Genomic DNA, 20,424 nt, shown 5'->3' with positions numbered 1-20,424 from the left:
GTGCGGGGCTTTTTTACGTCTGCATTATTTTGCGTCTGCGCTATGTCCCTTTAATACTATGCCCCTTTAAGCTGAAACATTTTCATTTTCCGCATGAAACCTCGACATCTCACAACGATCAGGCTAATGTTGGGCATCCAGATGTCTAAACGTTTATATGGTTGCGAGAGGTGAGCAGGTTATGCCAATCAGGGTTCCCGACGAATTACCGGCAGTGAATTTTTTGCGTGACGAAAACGTCTTTGTCATGACGTCGTCGCGCGCCAGTGTTCAGGAGATCCGACCGCTTAAAGTGCTCATACTGAATCTGATGCCGAAAAAGATCGAAACAGAGAATCAGTTTCTGCGTCTGCTTTCCAACTCGCCCTTACAGATCGATATTCAGCTGCTGCGCATCGACAGCCGCGAGTCACGCAATACGCCCACTGAGCACCTCAACAACTTCTACTGCAATTTTGAAGATATCCAGCATGACAACTATGACGGCTTAATCGTGACAGGTGCGCCACTGGGGCTGGTCGATTTTAATGATGTTGCTTACTGGCCCCAGATTCAGCGCGTGCTGCACTGGGCAAATGAGCACGTCACCTCAACGCTGTTTGTCTGCTGGGCCGTGCAGGCGGCGCTTAATATTCTGTATGGCATTCCCAAGCAAACCCGACATAACAAACTGTCCGGCGTCTATGAACATCAGATATTGCATCCTCATGCCTTACTGACCCGGGGTTTTGATGATAATTTCCTCGCACCACACTCTCGTTATGCTGATTTTCCTACTCAACTGATCTCGGATTACACCGATCTTGAGCTGTTTGCTGAATCGGAACAAACCGGTGCCTATCTGATGGCGAGTAAAGACAAACGCCTGGTATTTGTTACTGGCCATCCGGAGTATGACGCGCTGACGTTGTCTGGTGAGTATCATCGTGATTATGAAGCGGGTGTGAATCCGGAAGTCCCCTATAACTATTTCCCACAGGACAATCCGGCCCTGCCACCGCGCGCGACCTGGCGTAGCCACGGTAATCTGCTGTTCTCGAACTGGCTCAACTACTACGTTTACCAGATCACGCCATTCGATCTGCGTCGCATGAATCCAACGCTGGAGTAGTCCCGCCCGAAGATCAACTGAACCGTGTTAGCCGATGGCAACACGGTTTTTTTTCGCCTGAAAAACAGCAATGAAAGTCGTTCCTTTAATAAATAAAACTTTAAATCCATATAAAACATCAGGATAGCTGGGTTGGTGTATAAAAATGGAAATAGTTTTTGATTTAGAAAAATAAATGCTTATGCTCTGCTCCTGTAGCTCACAAAATAAACACCGTGTGGATCCGCTGCATTCGATCCTTTGAATACAGGAGAACGCCAGCATGACAGACTCAGTGATCAGCCCTGCGCTGAATTTCAGCCAGCCCTTTAGCCATGCCGAACAACAGCTGTTAACGCCCGAAGCGGTTTCTTTTCTGGAAGCGCTGGTCGCACGCTTTGCATCGCAACGCAACGAGCTGTTGTTGGCACGCCAGCAGCGTCAGCAACGCTATGACCAGGGCTATCTGCCAGACTTCGATATGGAAACTGCTTCCATAAGAGAGGGTGCGTGGCGTATTCAATCCATTCCGGCCGACTTAGAAGATCGTCGGGTTGAGATCACCGGCCCACCGGATCGAAAAATGGTCATTAATGCCCTGAACTCAAACGTAAAAGTCTTTATGGCCGACTTTGAGGATTCGCTGTCACCGGAGTGGTCAAAGCTGATGGAAGGGCAGCTCACACTGCGCGAGGCGGTGCAGGGCACGCTGAGTTACACCAGCGACAAAGGCAAAATTTATCAGCTCGGCGCAAACCCAGCGGTGCTGATGTGCCGGGTTCGCGGTCTGCATCTGTCAGAAAAACATGTCAGCTGGCAGGGTGAGGCGATTCCGGGCGGGCTGTTTGATTTCGCGCTCTATTTCTTCCACAACGTCCGGCCTTTACTGGCCAAAGGCAGCGGGCCTTACTTCTATCTGCCGAAAACAGAGAGCTGGCAGGAGATCGCCTGGTGGCGTGAGATCTTCAGTTTCAGCGAGGATCAGTTCGATCTGCCGCGCGGTACGATCAAGGCTACCGTCCTGATTGAAACGTTACCCGCTGTGTTTCAGATGGATGAGATCCTGTGGAATCTGCGCGATCACATTGTGGGCCTCAACTGCGGCCGCTGGGATTACATCTTCAGCTACATCAAAACCCTGAAACAGCATGCGGATCGCGTTCTGCCGGATCGCCAGTCAGTCACTATGTCGCAGCCGTTTCTGGATGCTTACTCACGTCTGCTGATTAAAACCTGTCACCGTCGGGGAGCCTTCGCGATGGGGGGAATGTCAGCCCTGATTCCTGCTAAAGACCCAACACGTAATGCCTGGGTACTGCAGCGCGTGACGGAAGATAAACAGCGTGAGGCGGGCAACGGGCATGACGGAACCTGGATTGCGCATCCGGGCCTGGCAGACACCGCTATGGCGGTCTTCAATGCCGTGCTGGGCGACCAACCCAACCAGTTGCATGTTATGCGGGAAGAGGATGCCCCGATCACGGCGGAGCAGTTACTTGCGCCCTGTCAGGGTGAGCGCACCGAAGCGGGGATGCGCGCCAACATCCGCGTCGCGCTGCAATACCTTGAAGCCTGGATCAGCGGTAACGGCTGTGTGCCGATTGACGGGCTGATGGAGGATGCCGCCACCGCTGAGATTGCACGGACCTCAATCTGGCAATGGATTCGTCATCAGCAAATCCTGAACAACGGCCAGCAGGTTACGGCCGAACTGTTTCTGCGCTGGCTGAACGAAGAGCTGCATCTGCTGCAAAACGCGCTGGGCGAAGCCCACTTCAGCGCTGGTCGCTATGACGACGCGGCACAGCTGATGGCGCAGATCACCACCGAACGCGAACTGGTTTCCTTTCTTACCCTGCCAGGCTACCGCCTGATCCCCTGAACAGAGGAGCTATTGCCATGACACGTACTCAACAGATCGATCAACTGGAACAACTCTGGCAGACCGCACGCTGGGAGGGCATTATCCGCCCTTACAGCGCAGCAGAGGTGGTTAATCTGCGCGGCTCCGTTCTGCCTGCCTGTACGCTGGCAGAGCGCGGTGCCGAAAAGTTATGGGCGCTGCTGAACGGCGAGGCGAAGAAAGGTTACATCAACAGCCTGGGTGCGCTCAGTGGCGGGCAGGCACTGCAACAGGCCAAAGCGGGCATTGAAGCGATCTATCTCTCTGGCTGGCAGGTGGCTGCGGATGCCAATGTGGCAGGACAGATGTATCCCGATCAGTCGCTCTACCCGGTGAACTCCGTACCGGAAGTGGTGACCCGCATTAACCAGACGTTTCAGCGTGCCGATCAGATTCAGTGGTCCAGCGGCATTGAAGAGGGCGACAGCCGGCATACTGATTTCTTCCTGCCGATTGTTGCCGATGCTGAAGCCGGTTTTGGCGGCGTGCTCAATGCCTATGAGCTGATGAAGGCGATGATTCAGGCGGGGGCGGCGGCTGTCCACTTCGAAGACCAGCTGGCGGCGGTTAAAAAATGCGGTCACATGGGTGGCAAAGTGCTGGTACCGACCCAGGAAGCGATTCAGAAACTGGTGGCGGCACGACTGGCGGCCGATGTGATGGGTGTGCCAACCGTGCTGCTGGCTCGCACCGACGCCGACGCCGCTGACCTGATTACCTCAGACTGCGATGAATACGATCGTCCCTTTATCCGGGGCGACAGGACGGCAGAAGGCTTCTTCCGCACTCATGCCGGTATTGAACAGGCGATCAGTCGCGGACTGGCCTATGCACCTTATGCAGACATCCTGTGGTGTGAAACCTCAACACCGGATCTTGCGATGGCGCAGCGTTTTGCTGACGCTATTCATGCGCGTTTCCCCGGCAAGCTACTGGCCTACAACTGCTCGCCCTCGTTTAACTGGAAAAAGAACCTCGATGACCGCACTATCGCGCAATTTCAGCAGGCGCTCAGCGACATGGGGTATCGCTTCCAGTTCATCACGCTGGCAGGCATCCACAGCATGTGGTTCAACATGTTCGATCTGGCCCATGCCTACGCGCAGGGTGAAGGGATGCGCCACTATGTGGAAAAGGTTCAGCAGCCTGAGTTCGCGGCCCGCTATCGCGGTTATAGCTTCTCGTCACATCAGCAGGAAGTGGGCACCGGCTATTTCGATCAGGTGACCAACATCATTCAGGGCGGTAAATCCTCGGTCACCGCGCTCACCGGCTCGACCGAAGAGCACCAGTTCTGACGCTTCTCCTCTGATGGGTTCCCCGCCCGCACCATGCGGGCGGGCATTGACCGGAGCTGACTATGCCGCCACGCGAATCGTTGATTGCCCACACTATCCTGCAGGGATTTGATGCTCAGTATGGCCGCTTTCTGGATATTACTGCCGGTGCGCAGCAGCGCTTTGAGCAGGCGGAATGGCAGGCAGTGCAGCATGCCATGAAGGCTCGCATTCATCTCTATGATCATCACGTCAGCCTGGTTGCCGATCAACTGCGCGTGCTGAACGGTGCGGCAAGCTGGGATGCGATGTTCTGGCTGAGGGTCAAGGATCACTATCAAAGCCTGCTGCCTGGCTATCCCCGGCACGAAATTGCCGAAAGCTTCTTTAATTCCGTCTATTGCCGGCTACACGGACATGCTGACCTGCAACCTGACCGGCTGTTTATCTTCAGCTCTCAGTCCCTGACCGTGCCGGTCACACCTCTGCGCCCCTTATCACGGCGTTACCAGCCGGAGCGGGGCTGGCGGGCATTGGTAGATCAGATACTGGAGGATTTACCGCTGACGCTACCGTGGCAGCACCGCGCGCGTGATGTGGGCTGGATTGTCCGCCACCTGGAGTCGCATTTTCCCCGGCTGAGCGAGGCATGGCTCGAGGTCAACAGTGAGCTCTTTTATCGCAACAAAACGGCCTGGCTGGTGGCGCGTCTGCATCTGCCAGCGGGTATCTTTCCCTGTCTGTTGCCGATCCAACGCACGGAAACCGGCGAACTGTGGATCGACACCTGTCTGACGGATGTGAATGACGCCAGCATTGTCTTTGGTTTTGCCCGCGCCTATTTCATGGTGTATGCCCCGGTACCTGCGGCACTGGTCGCCTGGCTGCAACCCATTCTTCCCGTTAAAACACTGGCCGAACGCTATATGGCGATTGGCTGCCAGAAGCACGGTAAAACGGAAAGCTATCGCGAATATCTTCAGGCGCTGGCAGAGAGTGAAACGGCCTTTGAGATCGCGCCTGGCGTGCGCGGCATGGTGATGCTGGTCTTCACGCTGCCGGGCTTTGACTGGGTATTCAAGGTCATCAGGGATCGCTTCGCACCGCAAAAAGAGGTGACGGAAGCACAGGTCCGCGCCTGTTATCAGCAGGTCAAAGAGCACGACCGCGTGGGGCGCATGGCCGATACCCAGGAGTTTGAACAGTTTGCACTGCCGCTGGCGCGCATCTCACCGGCGCTGCTGGCGGAACTCCACGCCTGTGTGGCAGAGAAGCTGTATATCGAAGGCGATCGCCTGATTATTCGTCATCTGTGGCTGGAGCGCCGTATGCAGCCGCTGAATCTCTATCTTGCCCAGGCCAGCCCAGCCGAGCGACGTCATGCCATTGAAGAGTATGGCAATGCCATTCGACAACTGGCGGCAGCCAATATCTTTCCCGGCGATATGCTGTTTAAAAACTTCGGCATAACCCGTCATGGGCGGGTGATATTTTACGATTACGATGAGATCCGCCCGATGCAGGAGCTGAACTTCCGGGAGGTGCCCGCGGCACGCTATGAGGAAGATGAACTCAGTGCCGAGCCGTGGTACAGCGTGGGGCCAGACGATGTCTTTCCCGAAACCTTCCGCTATGCGTTATGCAGCGAAACCGCGACCGGCGCTTTACTGCTGGAACTGCATCCGGAAATATTCGACGCCAGCTGGTGGCGCGCACAGCAGCAGCGCATCGCGCAGGGCCACGTTGAAGAGGTGATCGCCTGGCGGCAGACGCAGCGTTTCAGCGTCTGCTATACGCCAGAGAGGGTTAGCGACCGCTGTACGCCAGCGTAACCTGACGCGCTTCGCGGATGACCAGCGCACCTAATTCCGTAATCCTGTCGTCTGTCATGCGGGCGATAGGGCCGGAGATGGAGAGGGCAGCAAACGCCTCGCCATGTTCATCATAGATGGGTGCAGCGACACAGCGCAGTCCGAGTGCATGCTCTTCATCATCCAGCGAAAAGCCCGCTTTACGCACCTGTGCCAGATTCTCTTTCAGACTCTGTGGCGACATCAGGGTTTTTGGCGTGTAGTAGTGCAATCCTTTCTGATGCAGCAGGGCAGTAATCTGTTCTTCACCCAGATGGGCCAGAAAGGCTTTGCCCGCGCCTGACGCATGCATTGGCAGCTTGCCGCCAATCGGTGCTGACATCCGCATCAGCTGGGTGCACTGCACCTGATCAATGATCACCGCCTGATAGTCACTGAGGTCCAGCACCGCCAGATTCACTGTTTCACCGGACTGCTCCATCAGGCTCCGCAACACCGGATGAACCAGCGCCAGCAGATTACGGCTTTGCAGGAAACTGCTGCCAACCACAAAGGCGTGTGCGCCAATCGTCCATAGCCCGAGATCGCCCACCTGGCGGACAAAGCCCTGTTGCTGCATGGTGCTGAGCAGGCGATGCGTAGTGGAGTTTGGCAAACCCGCCTGCTGCGCCAGCTCGGTCAGCGCCACGCTGCCATGTGAATCTGCAATCAGCTCCAGCAGCGTCAGGCCGCGCGTCAGCGATTGAACCTGACCGCCCGCGGGTGCGGCGACAGGGGTGCCGCGGGGTTTCTTACCGCGCTTAACAGGAACGGGCGTGGCCATTGTTGTCTCTCCTTTTGCATTGTGGAAATCATTTTCGTTTTAATCACGCGGTTTGCAAACGCTGGTTTTCTGGTCAGACCTGTGAGGCGGTGATCTGAAAATCTCTCAGGTGAGGTTACTTTGTCGCCAGACAGGGTTGTGCCAGAATGGAAAACAGGGTTTTCCGCCAGCAGACTGACGTGAATGGGGCAACAGTGAGCAATAAAATCGACGCGCTGCATCAGCAGCTCGCACAACGCATTATGGTGTTGGATGGCGGCATGGGCACCATGATCCAGAGTTACCGGCTGGAGGAAGAGGATTATCGCGGCAGCCGTTTTGCTGACTGGCCCTGCGATCTCAAAGGCAACAACGATCTGCTGGTGCTGAGTAAATCGGACGTGATCCGCGAGATCCACGACGCTTATCTGGCTGCAGGTGCAGATATCCTCGAAACCAATACCTTTAACGCCACGTCGATTGCGATGGCGGACTACCAGATGGAAAGTCTGTCGGCGGAGATCAATTATGAAGCGGCCCGGCTGGCGCGAGCCTGCGCAGATGCATGGACGGCGAAAACACCGGACCGCCCGCGTTATGTCGCGGGGGTGCTCGGCCCGACCAACCGCACCTGCTCGATCTCACCCGACGTCAACGATCCGGCTTACCGAAACGTCACCTTTAATCAGCTGGTAGAGGCATACCGCGAATCAACCCGTGCGCTGGTGGAGGGCGGTTCCGACATCATTATGATCGAAACGGTGTTCGATACGCTGAATGCCAAAGCCGCCATCTATGCAGTGCAGACCGAGATGGAAGCGCTGGGTGTCACGCTGCCGCTGATGATCTCCGGCACCATCACCGATGCGTCAGGCCGGACGCTCTCCGGCCAGACCACGGAAGCCTTTTACAACTCACTGCGCCATGCCGAACCGCTCTCTTTTGGCCTGAACTGCGCGCTGGGACCGGATGAACTGCGTCAGTATGTGGCGGAGCTGTCACGCATTGCTGAAGGCTACGTGACTGCCCATCCTAACGCCGGTCTGCCCAACGCGTTCGGCGAATACGATCTTGATGCAGAGTTGATGGCGCAGCAGATTGGTGAATGGGCGACCTCGGGTTTCCTGAATATTATTGGCGGCTGTTGTGGTACGACGCCGAAGCATATCGCTGCCATGGTCGCGGCGGTTGACGGTGTTGCGCCGCGTCCATTGCCGACGATTCCAGTGGCCTGTCGTCTCTCGGGTCTTGAGCCGCTGAACATCACCGCAGAGTCACTGTTTGTTAACGTTGGTGAGCGCACCAACGTCACTGGCTCCGCAAAATTTAAGCGGCTGATCAAAGAAGAGAAGTACAACGAAGCGCTTGAAGTGGCGCTGCAGCAGGTGCAGAGCGGCGCGCAGATCATCGACATCAACATGGATGAAGGGATGCTCGATGCTGAAGCAGCGATGGTGCGCTTCCTGAATCTGATTGCAGGCGAGCCCGATATTGCCCGCGTGCCGATCATGATCGACTCCTCCAAATGGGAGGTCATTGAGAAAGGGCTGCAGTGCATTCAGGGCAAAGGGATCGTGAACTCGATTTCGATGAAAGAGGGTGAAGCCGCCTTCATCCACCATGCGCGGCAGGTCCGGCGTTATGGGGCGGCGATGGTAGTCATGGCGTTTGACGAAGTGGGCCAGGCGGATACGCGCGCCCGTAAAATTGAGATCTGCCGCCGTGCTTACCAGATCCTCACCGAGCAGGTCGGTTTTCCACCGGAAGATATTATCTTCGATCCGAACATTTTTGCAGTCGCCACCGGCATCGACGAACACAACAACTACGCCATGGATTTCATCGGTGCCTGTGAAGATATCAAGCGTGAACTGCCCCATGCCATGATCTCCGGCGGCGTCTCCAACGTATCGTTTTCATTCCGGGGCAACGATCCGGTTCGTGAAGCAATACACGCGGTGTTCCTCTACTACGCCATCCGAAACGGCATGGATATGGGCATCGTTAACGCAGGTCAGCTGGCCATCTATGACGATCTGCCGACAGAACTGCGCGAGGCGGTAGAAGATGTGATCCTTAACCGCCGGGATGATGGCACCGAGCGGCTGCTGGCGCTGGCAGAGAAATACCGTGGCGGCAAAAGCGATGGTGCGCAGGAAAAGCAGCTCGCCGAGTGGCGAAGCTGGGACGTGGTGAAGCGACTGGAGTATTCCCTGGTTAAGGGGATCACGGAGTTTATTGAGCAGGATACCGAAGAGGCGCGCCAGCAGGTGCCGCGTCCGATAGAAGTGATTGAAGGTCCGCTGATGTCCGGCATGAACGTGGTCGGTGACCTGTTCGGCGAAGGCAAAATGTTCCTGCCGCAGGTGGTGAAATCGGCACGCGTAATGAAGCAGGCGGTGGCTTATCTGGAGCCCTTTATCGAAGCCAGCAAAGAGGCGGGGCGCAGCAACGGTAAAATCGTGCTGGCCACCGTTAAAGGCGATGTGCATGACATCGGCAAAAACATTGTCGGCGTGGTGCTGCAGTGTAATAACTACGAAATTGTCGACCTTGGCGTGATGGTGCCGGGCGAAAAAATCCTTAAAACGGCGCGCGAAGTGAATGCGGACATCATTGGCTTATCCGGTCTGATTACGCCGTCGCTGGATGAGATGGTCAATATGGCAAAAGAGATGGAGCGTCAGGGCTTTACCATACCGCTGCTGATTGGCGGCGCGACCACCTCGAAGGCACATACTGCCGTCAAAATTGAGCAGCACTACAGCGGCCCGACGGTCTACGTGCAGAACGCCTCACGCACCGTTGGCGTCGTTTCATCACTGCTCTCCGCCACCTTAAAAGACGATTTCGTTGCCCGAACGCGCAAAGAGTACGAAACCGTACGCATCCAGCATGCGCGCAAAAAGCCGCGCACGCCGCCGGTCTCGCTGCAGACGGCACGCGATAACGCCACGTCGATTGACTGGGAAAGCTACTCGCCGCCAGTGCCGCACCGTCTCGGTGTCAGCCAGGTGGAGGCCAGCATTGCTACGCTGCGCCACTACATCGACTGGACGCCATTCTTTATGACCTGGTCGCTGGCGGGCAAATATCCCCGCATTCTTGAAGATGAGGTGGTCGGTGAAGAGGCGCAGCGTCTGTTCGCCGATGCCAATGCGATGCTCGACAGATTAAGTGAGCAGGCACTGCTGAAACCGCGTGGTGTGGTCGGTATTTTCCCGGCGAACCGGGTCGGCGATGATATTCATCTCTACAGTGATGAGCGGCGCGATGAAGTGTTGTGTGTGAGTCATCACTTACGTCAACAGACCGAGAAAACCGACTTCGCTAACTACTGCCTGGCGGATTTTGTCGCGCCGAAAACCTCCGGAAAAGCGGATTATCTTGGCGCGTTCGCGGTGACAGGCGGACTGGAAGAGGATGCGCTGGCGGAGGCTTATGATCGTCAGCACGACGACTACAACAAGATCATGGTGAAAGCGCTGGCTGACCGTCTGGCAGAAGCCTTTGCCGAATACCTGCACGAGCGGGTGCGTAAGGTGATCTGGGGCTTTGCGCCCAACGAAAATCTCAGCAACGAAGAGCTGATTCGCGAAAATTATCAGGGGATACGTCCGGCGCCAGGCTATCCGGCCTGCCCGGAGCATACCGAAAAAGCCACTATCTGGCGTCTGCTGGCAGTGGAAGCGCAGACCGGCATGAAACTCACCGAGTCTTATGCGATGTGGCCGGGTGCGGCGGTGTCTGGCTGGTATTTCAGCCATCCTGACAGCCGCTATTTCGCCGTGGCGCAGATTCAGCGTGATCAGGTGGAAGATTATGCGGCACGCAAAGGGATGTCGGTTACGGAGGTGGAGCGCTGGCTGGCGCCGAATCTCGGCTACGATGCAGACTAAATAAAAAGCGGCCACAGGGCCGCTTCAGACTGCTGACAAATCCAGCTCCGGGTAAATCTGGCAGCAATGAAGAAACTCAACGCCCAGGGAACCCGGTTAGAGGAGGAAAGCGTCCCGCGCCAGGGATGGCCCGCGCTGAGCATGCCACGGATGGCGTTTTTGCGTCTTTACGCAGAGCGTTTGCTCCCTGAGCCTGCTTCTGTAAACAGCGTTGAGCGGCCCGAAGGCCGCCTCTGCTTAGTTAAAGCGAGCGTCGCGATCCGACGTCAGATCATACAGCTGGTACTTACGGCCCAGCATCTGACCACCATCACGCGTTAACGGCACCCAGTTCACCTGCGCGCGACCACGCGTTGGCGTCACGGTGAACAGATCCATCGGGATGGAGATATAGAAGCCTTTGGTGAAGTCGCCTTCGCCATACTCTTCAGACGACACATTGGTTTTGGTGGCATAAACACCGACCATCACGCCGCTGTCGAAGCGCTTCGACACATCAACCGTCACGCCTTTATCTTTCGCCAGATACTGACCGACGCTGGTTTTCACCAGTACATCCTGCATGAACCATGGACGCCAGTAGCCCGTCAGGTTGCCGGTTGCCGCTTTATAGCGGTTAAACTGCATCATATTGTCCCAGTCACGCTGACGGACGTAGTTGGCATCGACGCCCACCGCCCAGTTCGCATCGACCGGACGATAGAGCAGCTCGCCGCCCACGCCGCCGTACATTGTCTCAAGATACCCGCCGTAGACCTGACCATAAAAGCCATTACCGAGGTGGCCCATATAGTTCGCCTGCAGATCGTTGACGTAAACGTTGTTCTCAACGTAGTCGCGGATGTGCGTACGTACGCGCGGCAGTGAAGAGTCAGCCGGTGCGCCGTTATAGTTGAACTTGTCATAGTTGTTGGCGAGGTTACCAAACAGGCTGCCGCCTACCAGCAGGTGATCTGTCAGCCAGTAATCCGCGTTTGCCATGACGCCGACCTGATACATATAGAAGCTTTCCGGGCCGCCCACCGACTGATTCAGCACCGGAGAAAGGCTGTAGTTCAGGCGATCTTTACGGATAAACATACCCTGCTCAGTATTCCCCGGATCGACCGGCTCTTTACGGGTCTGTTGCAGCGGCTGCTCATGGCCCAGCGGATAGCCTTCCAGATCGTTACGCAGGCTGGCGACCTGGGTCTCAGTGGTGACCTGCGGCATGTTAAAGCGCGACTCAGTGACACTGATGGTGTCGATACCATCAGGCAGATGGTTCATTATGATGCGGTTAGCGCGATCGACGCCTTCACGGGTATCCCGATACTTCGTCTGTTCACCTGACACATAGAGCGTGTGGCCCTGAGTCTGAATCTGCGGACCGTCCAGGCCGGCGTTGTACTTGAGATCAGTCAGCTGCGTGCCCACTACCGTCGGTTCCAGCAGTTTCGGCTGCGGCTGCGGATTATAGGCCGGCTTCTCGCTGTCGATGTGCGCCTGACGCAGATCGTTGAAGTTGGTACGGATGGTGACACCAAACATAAAGGTATTGCCGCGTTCGTAGCTGGCGTTGATGTCGGCCCAGTCGGTCACACGATAGATTGCCCCGACGTTGAGCTTGCTGCGCTGATCAAGGCGGCCAGCAAAGTCATTCTGGTAGTCGTTGCCTTCATATTCCATCTTAAGGCGCAGCGGCTGCCAGGGCGTCTGATACTCCACGCCGCCAAACAGGGCAGTCGGACCATGGAACATCTGCGAGCCATTGATGGAACCCGCTTCGCCCACTTTCGGACGCTGACAATAGCTGTCGCTGTATGAGCAGAAGGGGTTCTTCAGCGTGCCGCTGTTGCCGAGGTAGCCCCAGCCGACGCCCAGCGTAAAGTCGAACGGTCCCCAGGCTTTGGTTCCCACCAGATATTCGCTGTCGAACAGGCCAGTACCGCCGAGATCGCGGGTTCCCACCGCCACCTCTGGCAGCCAGAAACCTTCCTGCCACAGGCGCAGTTTCAAATCGAAGGCTTTATCTTTGTAGCTCTGTGTGCCGCTGAATTCTGATACCGCACTGTACTGACGGGTCCGCACGTCGGTATAACGCACCGTAGTTTCCAGCCAGGGGAAGAGCTGCAGTGAGGCAGAGTAGTAACGATACTGATCGTTGTCGCGGGCGTTGAGGCTGAATTCACCCTCTCTGGACATGCGCGCCGTCGGCACCTGCATCAGGCCAACACCACCGAAATCGGATTGTGAAGGACCCACCGGCGCGGGGAAAGTGTCAGCCTGCGCCTGACAGGCTGCCGCCACGGAAACAGCCAACAGGCTGAAGAGATAACGTTTTTTCATCAGTCTGGTATCCGGTGAGTCAGTACGGAAAGGATGCGATCGTTCAGGTCTTCATCACTGCCTGGCAGGCTCCATGACGAAAAGCCCAGCCAGATAACGCTGCCTGGCTCCACTTCCGCATGGCGGCGATTCCAGTAAGCAACCGGCACCTGCTGTGTGGCGCCTGAAGGGGCAATCACCGTGACAAAATTGCGTTCTGCCCCGGAGAGTGCGTCATGACCATCCAGATAGTCGCGTACTGATTTACCCGGCTGCCAGCTCACCTTGCCTGCGCCGCTCAGTGCGCCGAGCAGCAGCACTGAATCGGTGGGCGCCTGCAGATAGAGGTCATAGCTGCCTTCCAGCCGACGGTTGTCCGCCGGATGTAAGCGGATCCAGTCCGGGTCGAGCGACGTGAACTGACGACCAGCCACTTTAATGGCGCTCAGCTGGCGAATCACCTCATCAATGGCCGCCGCCCGATCGCCGCTGCTGTCGGCACGCCAGGCCCGTAACGCGCCCAGCGTCTGTTGATATTGCTGCCGGGCGACTGCGGTTGCACCGCGCTCGGCAATAAAGGTACTGCGCCAGTCCGTGTTGACCTGCAGTGGAGGCAGGGTCACCAGCTGTGAGAGATCAGTGATCTGGCTCAGCTCAGCCTGACCGCCATTGTGCGGTGTATGGACAGTAACCTGCGCAGCAGCCTGCGCCCCTGCGACGCTGAACAGGCTCAGCCCGGCCAGCAAAATAGTGATTTTTTTCATGATTTCGCCGGCTTCAGAATAGTGATATCAACAGGGAAGGCATCGGCCGCCAGCATCTGATGGGCCTGCACCACATCGCCGCTGCTGTTATCGATCCAGAAGGTGTTTTCCCACTCGCGGTTACTGCTGTCGATGCTCACCTGCTCATGCCAGACACGACACGGGATGCGGTTGCCTGCAACCGTCAGCACCTCGTCGGTGCCGCGCTGGAAGGTTGAACGCACGGTCGCGCCGCGAACCTTACCCTGCTCGGTCCACTGCACGATGCGGGTCCAGCCAGCGCCGTTGCTGATATGCAGACTGTCAGCGAGCGGATCCTGTTGCAGATTGCTGACGCTCAGCAGGTTATCGGGTAAGCCCAGGGTTTTAACCAGACGGCCATGCTGTGTTACCAGCATCGCCTGATCCTGCGTGACCCATTTCTGCTGTCCCTGCTCGCTGTAGCCCAGCACCACAAAAATGCGCGGACCGTCATTCAGACGAGCGTAGAGACTGGCATAGGGGAGATTGTTGACCTGTTGATCGGTAACGGTGACGTCATCCGGACCGTTAACCGCGAGCAGCAAAGTCTGTTCAAGACCTTTTTGCGTTTGTGTACAGGCCTGCAGCAGCAGGCAAGCGAGCAGCAGAGGAAGTTGGCGCACTGTGTGTCCCTGATAAGTCATGCCAAAGTAAAAATAACCACACAGGCGTGTGGTTATGTTTAAAGGTGCTCTGCCCGTCCCGTCTGGCTGCAAAGCGGCAGACAATGTGGCTCCGCTGAAATCCTCACCGTAGTCAGTTTTTCAGCCTCGCCGGTTTGTTACCGTTCAGTAATCAGACGCGTTTCGGGCATCCATCAACGAGTGGTGCTCGTCGTGGTTGTGGTTGTTGTACCGGTATTTGCACCGTCACCACCGCCAGAAGCGGCAATGCCGAGCCCGACCAACGCACCAAGTGCGCCGATACCGACAGCGGTAGAAGCACCAGCAGAGATTGCTCCCGCCTGCGCGCCTGCTGCAGTACCTGCTTCACCTGCTTCCTGCGGCGCAGCAAATGCGCTTGAGGAGGCGGCAACGAGGATCAAGGCTGCACCGGCAACCATAGTTTTTTTCATAACAACGTTTCCTGCATTGAGTGAATGAAGGATCTCTGACCAGCGACAATGGCTATGCAGACAGGCTGCGACCAGTGCGACGGACAGTCCCATTGCGGGCGCGTTCATTATAGGGCAACAAAATATCAGAGTTCAGTGCTATAAAAACCAGGGCAAATGGCGGGATGATTGCGTGATTTAATCAGTAATATTGGGGATAACTGCTTTTTATATCGGAGTATTTCCGGTTGATACCCTATATTTCGCTGCTGCTAAGGGGAATGCAAAGCGTAATGTTCTTTTTTATTTATAAATGGTACGGAATAAGAATAATCAGAATTTACTCAGAAGGCCTTAAATTAAATATGGCTATGAATCAATAGTTAACCTCGTAACGCCGCTATTATCAGATCCGCTTTATACTGGATTAAGCGCTGTTCCGGAGCGTGATGTTCAGAATTATCCTGGGGTATTTTAAGACTTTTCCCGTGCTGGCAGGCATCTCTGTCCTGATGAATTACCCAATAAGATGTTAAAACAGACAAAAAAAGGGCGACAAGGTTGCCGCCCGGTAAAATTAATGCCGATTAACGCCAGGATTTATAACGATTAATTAAGGCATTGGTGGAACTGTCGTGAGTGGTAATTTCATCCTCATTTTCCAGTTCCGGCAGAATACGGTTTGCCAGCTGCTTACCTAATTCCACACCCCACTGATCGAAAGTGTAGATATTCAGGATGGCGCCCTGAGTGAAGATTTTGTGCTCATACAGGGCAATCAGCGCACCCAGGCTGTATGGGGTGATCTCACGCAGCAGGATGGAGTTAGTCGGGCGGTTCCCTTCAAACACTTTGAACGGCACGATATGGGCCACTGACTCTGCAGATTTACCGGCATCGGTAAACTCTTTCTCGACAACGTCGCGTGATTTACCAAACGCCAGCGCTTCGGTCTGGGCAAAGAAGTTAGAGAGCAGCTTCGGATGGTGATCTGTCAGCGCGTTATGGGTAATAGCCGGCGCAATAAAGTCACACGGAACCAGCTTGGTGCCCTGATGGATCAGCTGATAAAACGCGTGCTGACCGTTAGTGCCAGGTTCACCCCAGATGATGGGGCCAGTCTGGTAGTCCACCGGATGACCGGCGCGATCCACATACTTGCCGTTTGACTCCATATTTCCCTGCTGGAAATAGGCGGCAAAGCGGTGCATGTACTGGTCATAAGGCAGAATCGCTTCGGTTTCAGCACCAAAGAAATTGTTGTACCAGATGCCAATCAGCGCCAGCAGCACCGGCAGGTTCTGCTCAGCCGGGGTCGTTGCGAAATGCTGGTCCATGGCATGTGCGCCGCTCAGCAGCTGCTCGAAGTTTTCGAAGCCAATTGAGAGAATGATCGACAGACCGATGGCTGACCACAGTGAATAGCGGCCGCCAACCCAGTCCCAGAATTCAAACATGTTGTTGGTGTCGATACCGAATTCACCCACCGCTTTGGCATTGGTCGACAGCGCAGCAAAGTGTTTCGCTACGTGCTGCTGATCGCCAGCAGTTTTCAGGAACCAGTCGCGCGCACTGTGGGCGTTGGTCATAGTTTCTTGAGTCGTGAAGGTCTTGGAGGCAACCAGGAACAGGGTGGTTTCCGGGCTGAGGTCTTTCAGCGTTTCGGCGATATGGGTGCCGTCAACGTTGGAGACAAAATGCATGTTCAGATGGTTTTTATACGGGCGCAGCGCCTCTGTCACCATAAATGGGCCGAGGTCGGAGCCGCCGATGCCGATATTCACCACGTCAGTGATCGCTTTACCGGTATAGCCTTTCCATTCGCCGCTGATGATGCGCTCTGAGAAGCCTTTCATCTTGTCCAGCACCGCGTTGACGTCTGGCATCACATCTTTGCCATCCACCAGAATCGGCGTGTTGCTCCGGTTGCGCAGTGCGACATGCAACACCGCACGATCTTCAGTGCGGTTAATCTTCTCACCCGAGAACATAGACTTGATGGCACCGCTGAGATCGGTCTCTTTGGCCAGCGCCTGGAGCTTATCGAGCGTTTCCTGGGTGATGCGGTTTTTGGAGAAATCCACCAGCATCTGATCATCAAAGGTGGCAGAGAATTTGGCAAAACGATCGGCATCCTGGGCGAACAGATCGGCAATTTCTACCGATTTCATCTGCTCAAAATGCTGTTGCAGCGCTTTCCAGGCTGCGGTTTGTGTCGGATTGATATTTTTCATGGCAACACTCTTGTTGATATTAAGAACCGTCATTCCATCGGAGGCACATCATGCCCGTTTAGCGTTTCAGTATGACCACAGTTGTAACTGAAAGGAAAAATTTTGTCAGCGCGCACCGGACAGGCGATCGGCACGCTGTGGTTTATCGTCAGCATTCACTGGCGCGAACACCCTGCGGGGCACAGACCCCGCGCGCAGCAAAGTGTGGCGCAAAAGTCTGCGCAAAACGTTGTGCCGTATCAGGGATTGCTGCAGGTGCTGAACCCATTAAGCACTGTAGCCGTTGCGGCGCGGGTTAATTTGTTTTCTGATGCGGCTCTCCAGCCATCGCTGACATTGACAGCAGGTCCAGAAAAGGCTAAATCTATGCGCCTACTTGCGCACCTGTGCGCAAGCCAGAAGAGGCGCGTCGCCCAGGTAGTGTGTTGGAGGAACCGTATCCGGTGAAAACACATAATGGGGAGCGACGCCGAGGTGGGTCAGCACACGGTGTGCTGCCTGTCGGCTACAGGGGCTGAATCCTCTGGGTTGTCACCAGAAACGTCTGCAGTCGACGTTTCGCAAGGTGGGGCGCTTCTGGGTGACTCGTCTATCTGATCTTGTCCGCCCGTTTCTGCTCTTTCCTTGTGCCTGGCTGAAAGAATGTTTCTCGACCCTTTCATCGGCGAGAACAAGATAACCTGACACGAGGTCCTACATGTCTCAAACTCTGATAGTGGCAAAATTTGGCGGCACCAGCGTAGCCGATTTTGAAGCGATGAACCGCAGCGCCGATGTGGTGTTGCAGGACGCCAGTACGCGTCTGGTTGTGCTCTCTGCTTCGGCGGGCATTACCAATCTGCTGGTGGCGCTGGCTGAAGGCCAGCAGGCTCCGCAGCGCGCTGTTCTGCTTGATGATATCCGCCGTATTCAGTATGCCATTGTCGATCGCCTGCAGCATCCGGAAGTGATCCGCGATGAAATCGATCGGATGATCGACAATATCAGCATGCTCTCTGAAGCGGCTTCACTGGCCACCTCTAACGCCCTGACTGATGAACTGGTCAGCCACGGCGAGCTGATGTCATCACTGCTGTTTGTGGAAATTCTGCGTGAACGTCAGGTTAACGCGGAGTGGTTCGATGTCCGTAAAGTGATGCGCACCGACGATCATTTTGGCCGGGCTGTACCGGATGTTGAGGTGCTGGCGGAGCAGGCGACGGCGCAGTTACAGCCGCGCATCGGGCAGGCATTGGTCATTACTCAGGGCTTCATTGGCAGTGAACGTGAGGGGCGCACCACCACCTTAGGGCGTGGCGGCAGTGATTACACCGCCGCGCTGCTGGGCGAAGCGCTGAATGCGGCGCGGGTGGATATCTGGACAGATGTGCCAGGCATCTACACCACCGATCCCCGCGTGGTGCCGACGGCGAAGCGCATTGACGAGATCACTTTTGAAGAAGCCGCCGAAATGGCGACGTTTGGCGCGAAAGTGCTGCATCCCGCGACACTGCTTCCTGCTGTGCGTCGGGGTATTCCGGTCTTCGTCGGTTCCAGCAAGGATCCGGCAGCGGGCGGAACCCGCGTCTGCAACGAAACCCGTAACCCGCCGTTGTTCCGGGCGCTGGCTTTACGCCGCAAGCAGACGCTGTTAACGCTGCATAGCCTTAACATGCTGCATACGTTTGGTTTCCTCGCCGAACTCTTCAACATTCTGGCACGTCACAACGTCTCGGTTGACCTGATCACCACCTCCGAAGTGAGCGTGGCGCTGACCCTCGACACCACCGGCTCGACCTCAACCAGCGCCAGTCTGCTGACCCAGGCCTTGCTGACTGAACTCTCGTCGCTGTGCCGGGTAGAGGTGGAAGAAGATCTGGCGCTGGTGGCGATTATCGGCAACCAGCTGTCAAAAGCATGCGGTGTCGGCAAAGAGGTGTTTGGTGTACTCGATCCGTTCAACCTGCGGATGATTTGCTACGGTGCCAGCAGCTACAATCTCTGCTTCCTGGTGCCCGGCAACGATGCGGAAAGCGTGGTACGTACCCTGCATCGCAATCTGTTCGAGTAATCCTCTGGTTAATGCCGATTATCGGTGCCGTGCCAGGTGGTTCGATCTACCGTGGTTTAGAGGAAAAAGCAGCGTAATTTCGCCAATATTCTGCGGATCGGCAGCAGTCGATCCGCATTTTGCCGCCTCGCCCCATCTTCGCCTTACGCCATGATAATGAAATGTTATGATCCCGCCTTCGTCACGGCAGTCGTTCCTGTCTGGCGATTCTCTATGGCAAACCTGCATAAAACATAACATTCTTATAAGGAAGTCTGGCTATGCTCGCCACGTTAACCCGCCTGTTCCCGCTCTGGGCCGTGCTGTTGTCTGTCGCCGCGTATTACTCTCCTGGTACCTTTCTCGGCATCGGCCCCTGGGTCACCTATCTGCTGATGCTGATTATGTTCGGCATGGGTGTGACGCTGAATATCGACGATTTCAAACGGGTGCTGACCCGACCTGCGCCGGTAATTGCCGGAACTTTCCTGCACTATCTGGTGATGCCGTTAGCCGCCTGGGGACTGGCAAAACTGTTTCATATGCCGCCCGATCTGGCAGCCGGCATGATTCTGGTCGGCTCCGTGGCCAGCGGCACCGCCAGCAACGTGATGATCTATCTGGCGAAAGGGGATGTGGCGCTGTCGGTCACGATCTCGTCAGTTTCTGCGCTGGTGGGGGTGTTCGCCACGCCGTTGTTAACCCGCTTTTACGTTGATACCCACATTCAGGTTGATGTGGTGGGTATGCTGCTGAGTATTGTGAAGATCGTGGTGATCCCGATTAGCCTTGGGCTGATCATTCATCACAGCATGAACAGCGTGGTTCGCCGGGTGGAACCCTGGCTGCCTGCATTTTCCATGGTCTGCATTCTGCTGATCATCAGTGCGGTGGTGGCGGGCAGTCAGGGCTTTATTGGATCGGTGGGTCTGATGGTGATCGCGGCGGTAATCCTGCATAACGCGATTGGCCTGCTTGGTGGTTACTGGGGTGGCAAGCTGTTTGGTTTCGATGAGTCGACCTGCCGTACGCTGGCGCTGGAAGTTGGCATGCAGAACTCCGGGCTGGCGGCCACGCTGGGCAAACTCTACTTCTCACCGCTGGCGGCATTGCCGGGCGCGCTGTTCTCGGTGTGGCACAACCTGTCAGGTTCACTGCTGGCGGGTTACTGGTCCGGTAAGCCGATTAAGAAGAAGTAACTGTGGCGGCGCATGATGATGCGCCGCTTCTCAT

Annotated in this window: 13 protein-coding genes and 1 riboswitch; of the genes, 7 read left to right on the top strand and 6 right to left on the bottom strand. The window is 56.0% G+C overall.

From position 1 onward, the window contains the following. Positions 1-181 precede the first annotated feature (181 nt). The 4 genes from metA (at position 182) to aceK (ending at position 6,102) form a co-directional block, all read left to right on the top strand. Positions 182-1,111: a homoserine O-succinyltransferase gene (metA, locus tag IAI47_RS18015; protein WP_003852776.1), complete on the top strand. Its 930-nt coding sequence runs from the start codon at positions 182-184 to the stop codon at positions 1,109-1,111. 262 nt (positions 1,112-1,373) lie between these two features. Further along, positions 1,374-2,972, top strand: a complete 1,599-nt coding sequence (gene aceB, locus IAI47_RS18010; protein WP_008926590.1) for a malate synthase A — start codon at positions 1,374-1,376, stop codon at positions 2,970-2,972. 17 nt (positions 2,973-2,989) lie between these two features. Then, entirely contained in the window at positions 2,990-4,291 is a 1,302-nt protein-coding gene (gene aceA / locus IAI47_RS18005) for an isocitrate lyase (protein WP_008926591.1), read from the top strand. Between the two features lie 62 nt (positions 4,292-4,353). After that, complete coding sequence (aceK, locus tag IAI47_RS18000; RefSeq protein WP_008926592.1) at positions 4,354-6,102, top strand: bifunctional isocitrate dehydrogenase kinase/phosphatase; 1,749 nt, start codon at positions 4,354-4,356, stop codon at positions 6,100-6,102. Here aceK and iclR read toward each other — a convergent pair. After that, positions 6,077-6,904, bottom strand: coding sequence for a glyoxylate bypass operon transcriptional repressor IclR (gene iclR / locus IAI47_RS17995; protein WP_003852768.1), 828 nt, complete (start codon positions 6,902-6,904; stop codon positions 6,077-6,079). The two genes, aceK and iclR, sit on opposite strands and share 26 nt — an antisense overlap. 242 nt (positions 6,905-7,146) lie before the next feature. Between iclR and metH the strand changes: the two genes are divergently transcribed. Continuing rightward, positions 7,147-10,782: a methionine synthase gene (metH, locus tag IAI47_RS17990; protein WP_370581737.1), complete on the top strand. Its 3,636-nt coding sequence runs from the start codon at positions 7,147-7,149 to the stop codon at positions 10,780-10,782. 237 nt (positions 10,783-11,019) lie between these two features. Here the strand turns inward: metH and IAI47_RS17985 are convergent, their stop codons facing one another. The 5 genes from IAI47_RS17985 to pgi form a co-directional block, all read right to left on the bottom strand. Further along, positions 11,020-13,110, bottom strand: coding sequence for a YjbH domain-containing protein (locus tag IAI47_RS17985; protein WP_008926595.1), 2,091 nt, complete (start codon positions 13,108-13,110; stop codon positions 11,020-11,022). After that, positions 13,110-13,853, bottom strand: coding sequence for a capsule biosynthesis GfcC family protein (locus IAI47_RS17980; protein WP_008926596.1), 744 nt, complete (start codon positions 13,851-13,853; stop codon positions 13,110-13,112). Before IAI47_RS17980 ends, IAI47_RS17985 begins: the two co-directional genes overlap by 1 nt. Next, positions 13,850-14,497, bottom strand: coding sequence for a YjbF family lipoprotein (locus tag IAI47_RS17975; RefSeq protein ID WP_003852764.1), 648 nt, complete (start codon positions 14,495-14,497; stop codon positions 13,850-13,852). Before IAI47_RS17975 ends, IAI47_RS17980 begins: the two co-directional genes overlap by 4 nt. Positions 14,498-14,691: 194 nt before the next feature. Next, positions 14,692-14,949 (bottom strand): exopolysaccharide production protein YjbE, encoded by a 258-nt coding sequence (gene yjbE, locus IAI47_RS17970; protein WP_008926598.1) that lies wholly within the window; start codon positions 14,947-14,949, stop codon positions 14,692-14,694. A gap of 566 nt (positions 14,950-15,515) precedes the next feature. Then, a complete protein-coding gene (gene pgi / locus IAI47_RS17965; RefSeq protein ID WP_008926599.1) occupies positions 15,516-17,162 on the bottom strand; it encodes a glucose-6-phosphate isomerase in 1,647 nt (548 codons plus the stop codon). 391 nt (positions 17,163-17,553) lie between these two features. Then, a riboswitch (Lysine riboswitch) is annotated at positions 17,554-17,746 on the top strand. 113 nt (positions 17,747-17,859) lie between these two features. Between pgi and lysC the strand changes: the two genes are divergently transcribed. Continuing rightward, complete coding sequence (gene lysC / locus IAI47_RS17960) at positions 17,860-19,212, top strand: lysine-sensitive aspartokinase 3 (protein ID WP_003855819.1); 1,353 nt, start codon at positions 17,860-17,862, stop codon at positions 19,210-19,212. Between the two features lie 260 nt (positions 19,213-19,472). Further along, positions 19,473-20,390, top strand: coding sequence for a ketopantoate/pantoate/pantothenate transporter PanS (panS, locus tag IAI47_RS17955; RefSeq protein WP_003855809.1), 918 nt, complete (start codon positions 19,473-19,475; stop codon positions 20,388-20,390). Positions 20,391-20,424: the final 34 nt, after the last annotated feature.

This window comes from Pantoea sp. MT58, from assembly GCF_014495885.1.
GTDB classification, from domain to species: Bacteria; Pseudomonadota; Gammaproteobacteria; order Enterobacterales; family Enterobacteriaceae; genus Pantoea; species Pantoea eucalypti.
Note: the sequence above shows the minus strand (reverse complement) of the source record. Positions and strands in the feature narration are given on the sequence as shown.

Bases quoted from the DNA above. Each gene is read 5' to 3' on its own strand.
- aceK (WP_008926592.1), top strand. From the start codon at position 4,354: ATGCCGCCACGCGAATCGTTGATTGCCCACACTATCCTGCAGGGATTT.
- pgi (WP_008926599.1), bottom strand. From the start codon at position 17,162: ATGAAAAATATCAATCCGACACAAACCGCAGCCTGGAAAGCGCTGCAA.
- IAI47_RS17980 (WP_008926596.1), bottom strand. From the start codon at position 13,853: ATGAAAAAAATCACTATTTTGCTGGCCGGGCTGAGCCTGTTCAGCGTC.
- yjbE (WP_008926598.1), bottom strand. From the start codon at position 14,949: ATGAAAAAAACTATGGTTGCCGGTGCAGCCTTGATCCTCGTTGCCGCC.
- aceA (WP_008926591.1), top strand. From the start codon at position 2,990: ATGACACGTACTCAACAGATCGATCAACTGGAACAACTCTGGCAGACC.
- IAI47_RS17985 (WP_008926595.1), bottom strand. From the start codon at position 13,110: ATGAAAAAACGTTATCTCTTCAGCCTGTTGGCTGTTTCCGTGGCGGCA.
- lysC (WP_003855819.1), top strand. From the start codon at position 17,860: ATGTCTCAAACTCTGATAGTGGCAAAATTTGGCGGCACCAGCGTAGCC.
- metA (WP_003852776.1), top strand. From the start codon at position 182: ATGCCAATCAGGGTTCCCGACGAATTACCGGCAGTGAATTTTTTGCGT.
- panS (WP_003855809.1), top strand. From the start codon at position 19,473: ATGCTCGCCACGTTAACCCGCCTGTTCCCGCTCTGGGCCGTGCTGTTG.
- iclR (WP_003852768.1), bottom strand. From the start codon at position 6,904: ATGGCCACGCCCGTTCCTGTTAAGCGCGGTAAGAAACCCCGCGGCACC.
- metH (WP_370581737.1), top strand. From the start codon at position 7,147: ATGGTGTTGGATGGCGGCATGGGCACCATGATCCAGAGTTACCGGCTG.
- aceB (WP_008926590.1), top strand. From the start codon at position 1,374: ATGACAGACTCAGTGATCAGCCCTGCGCTGAATTTCAGCCAGCCCTTT.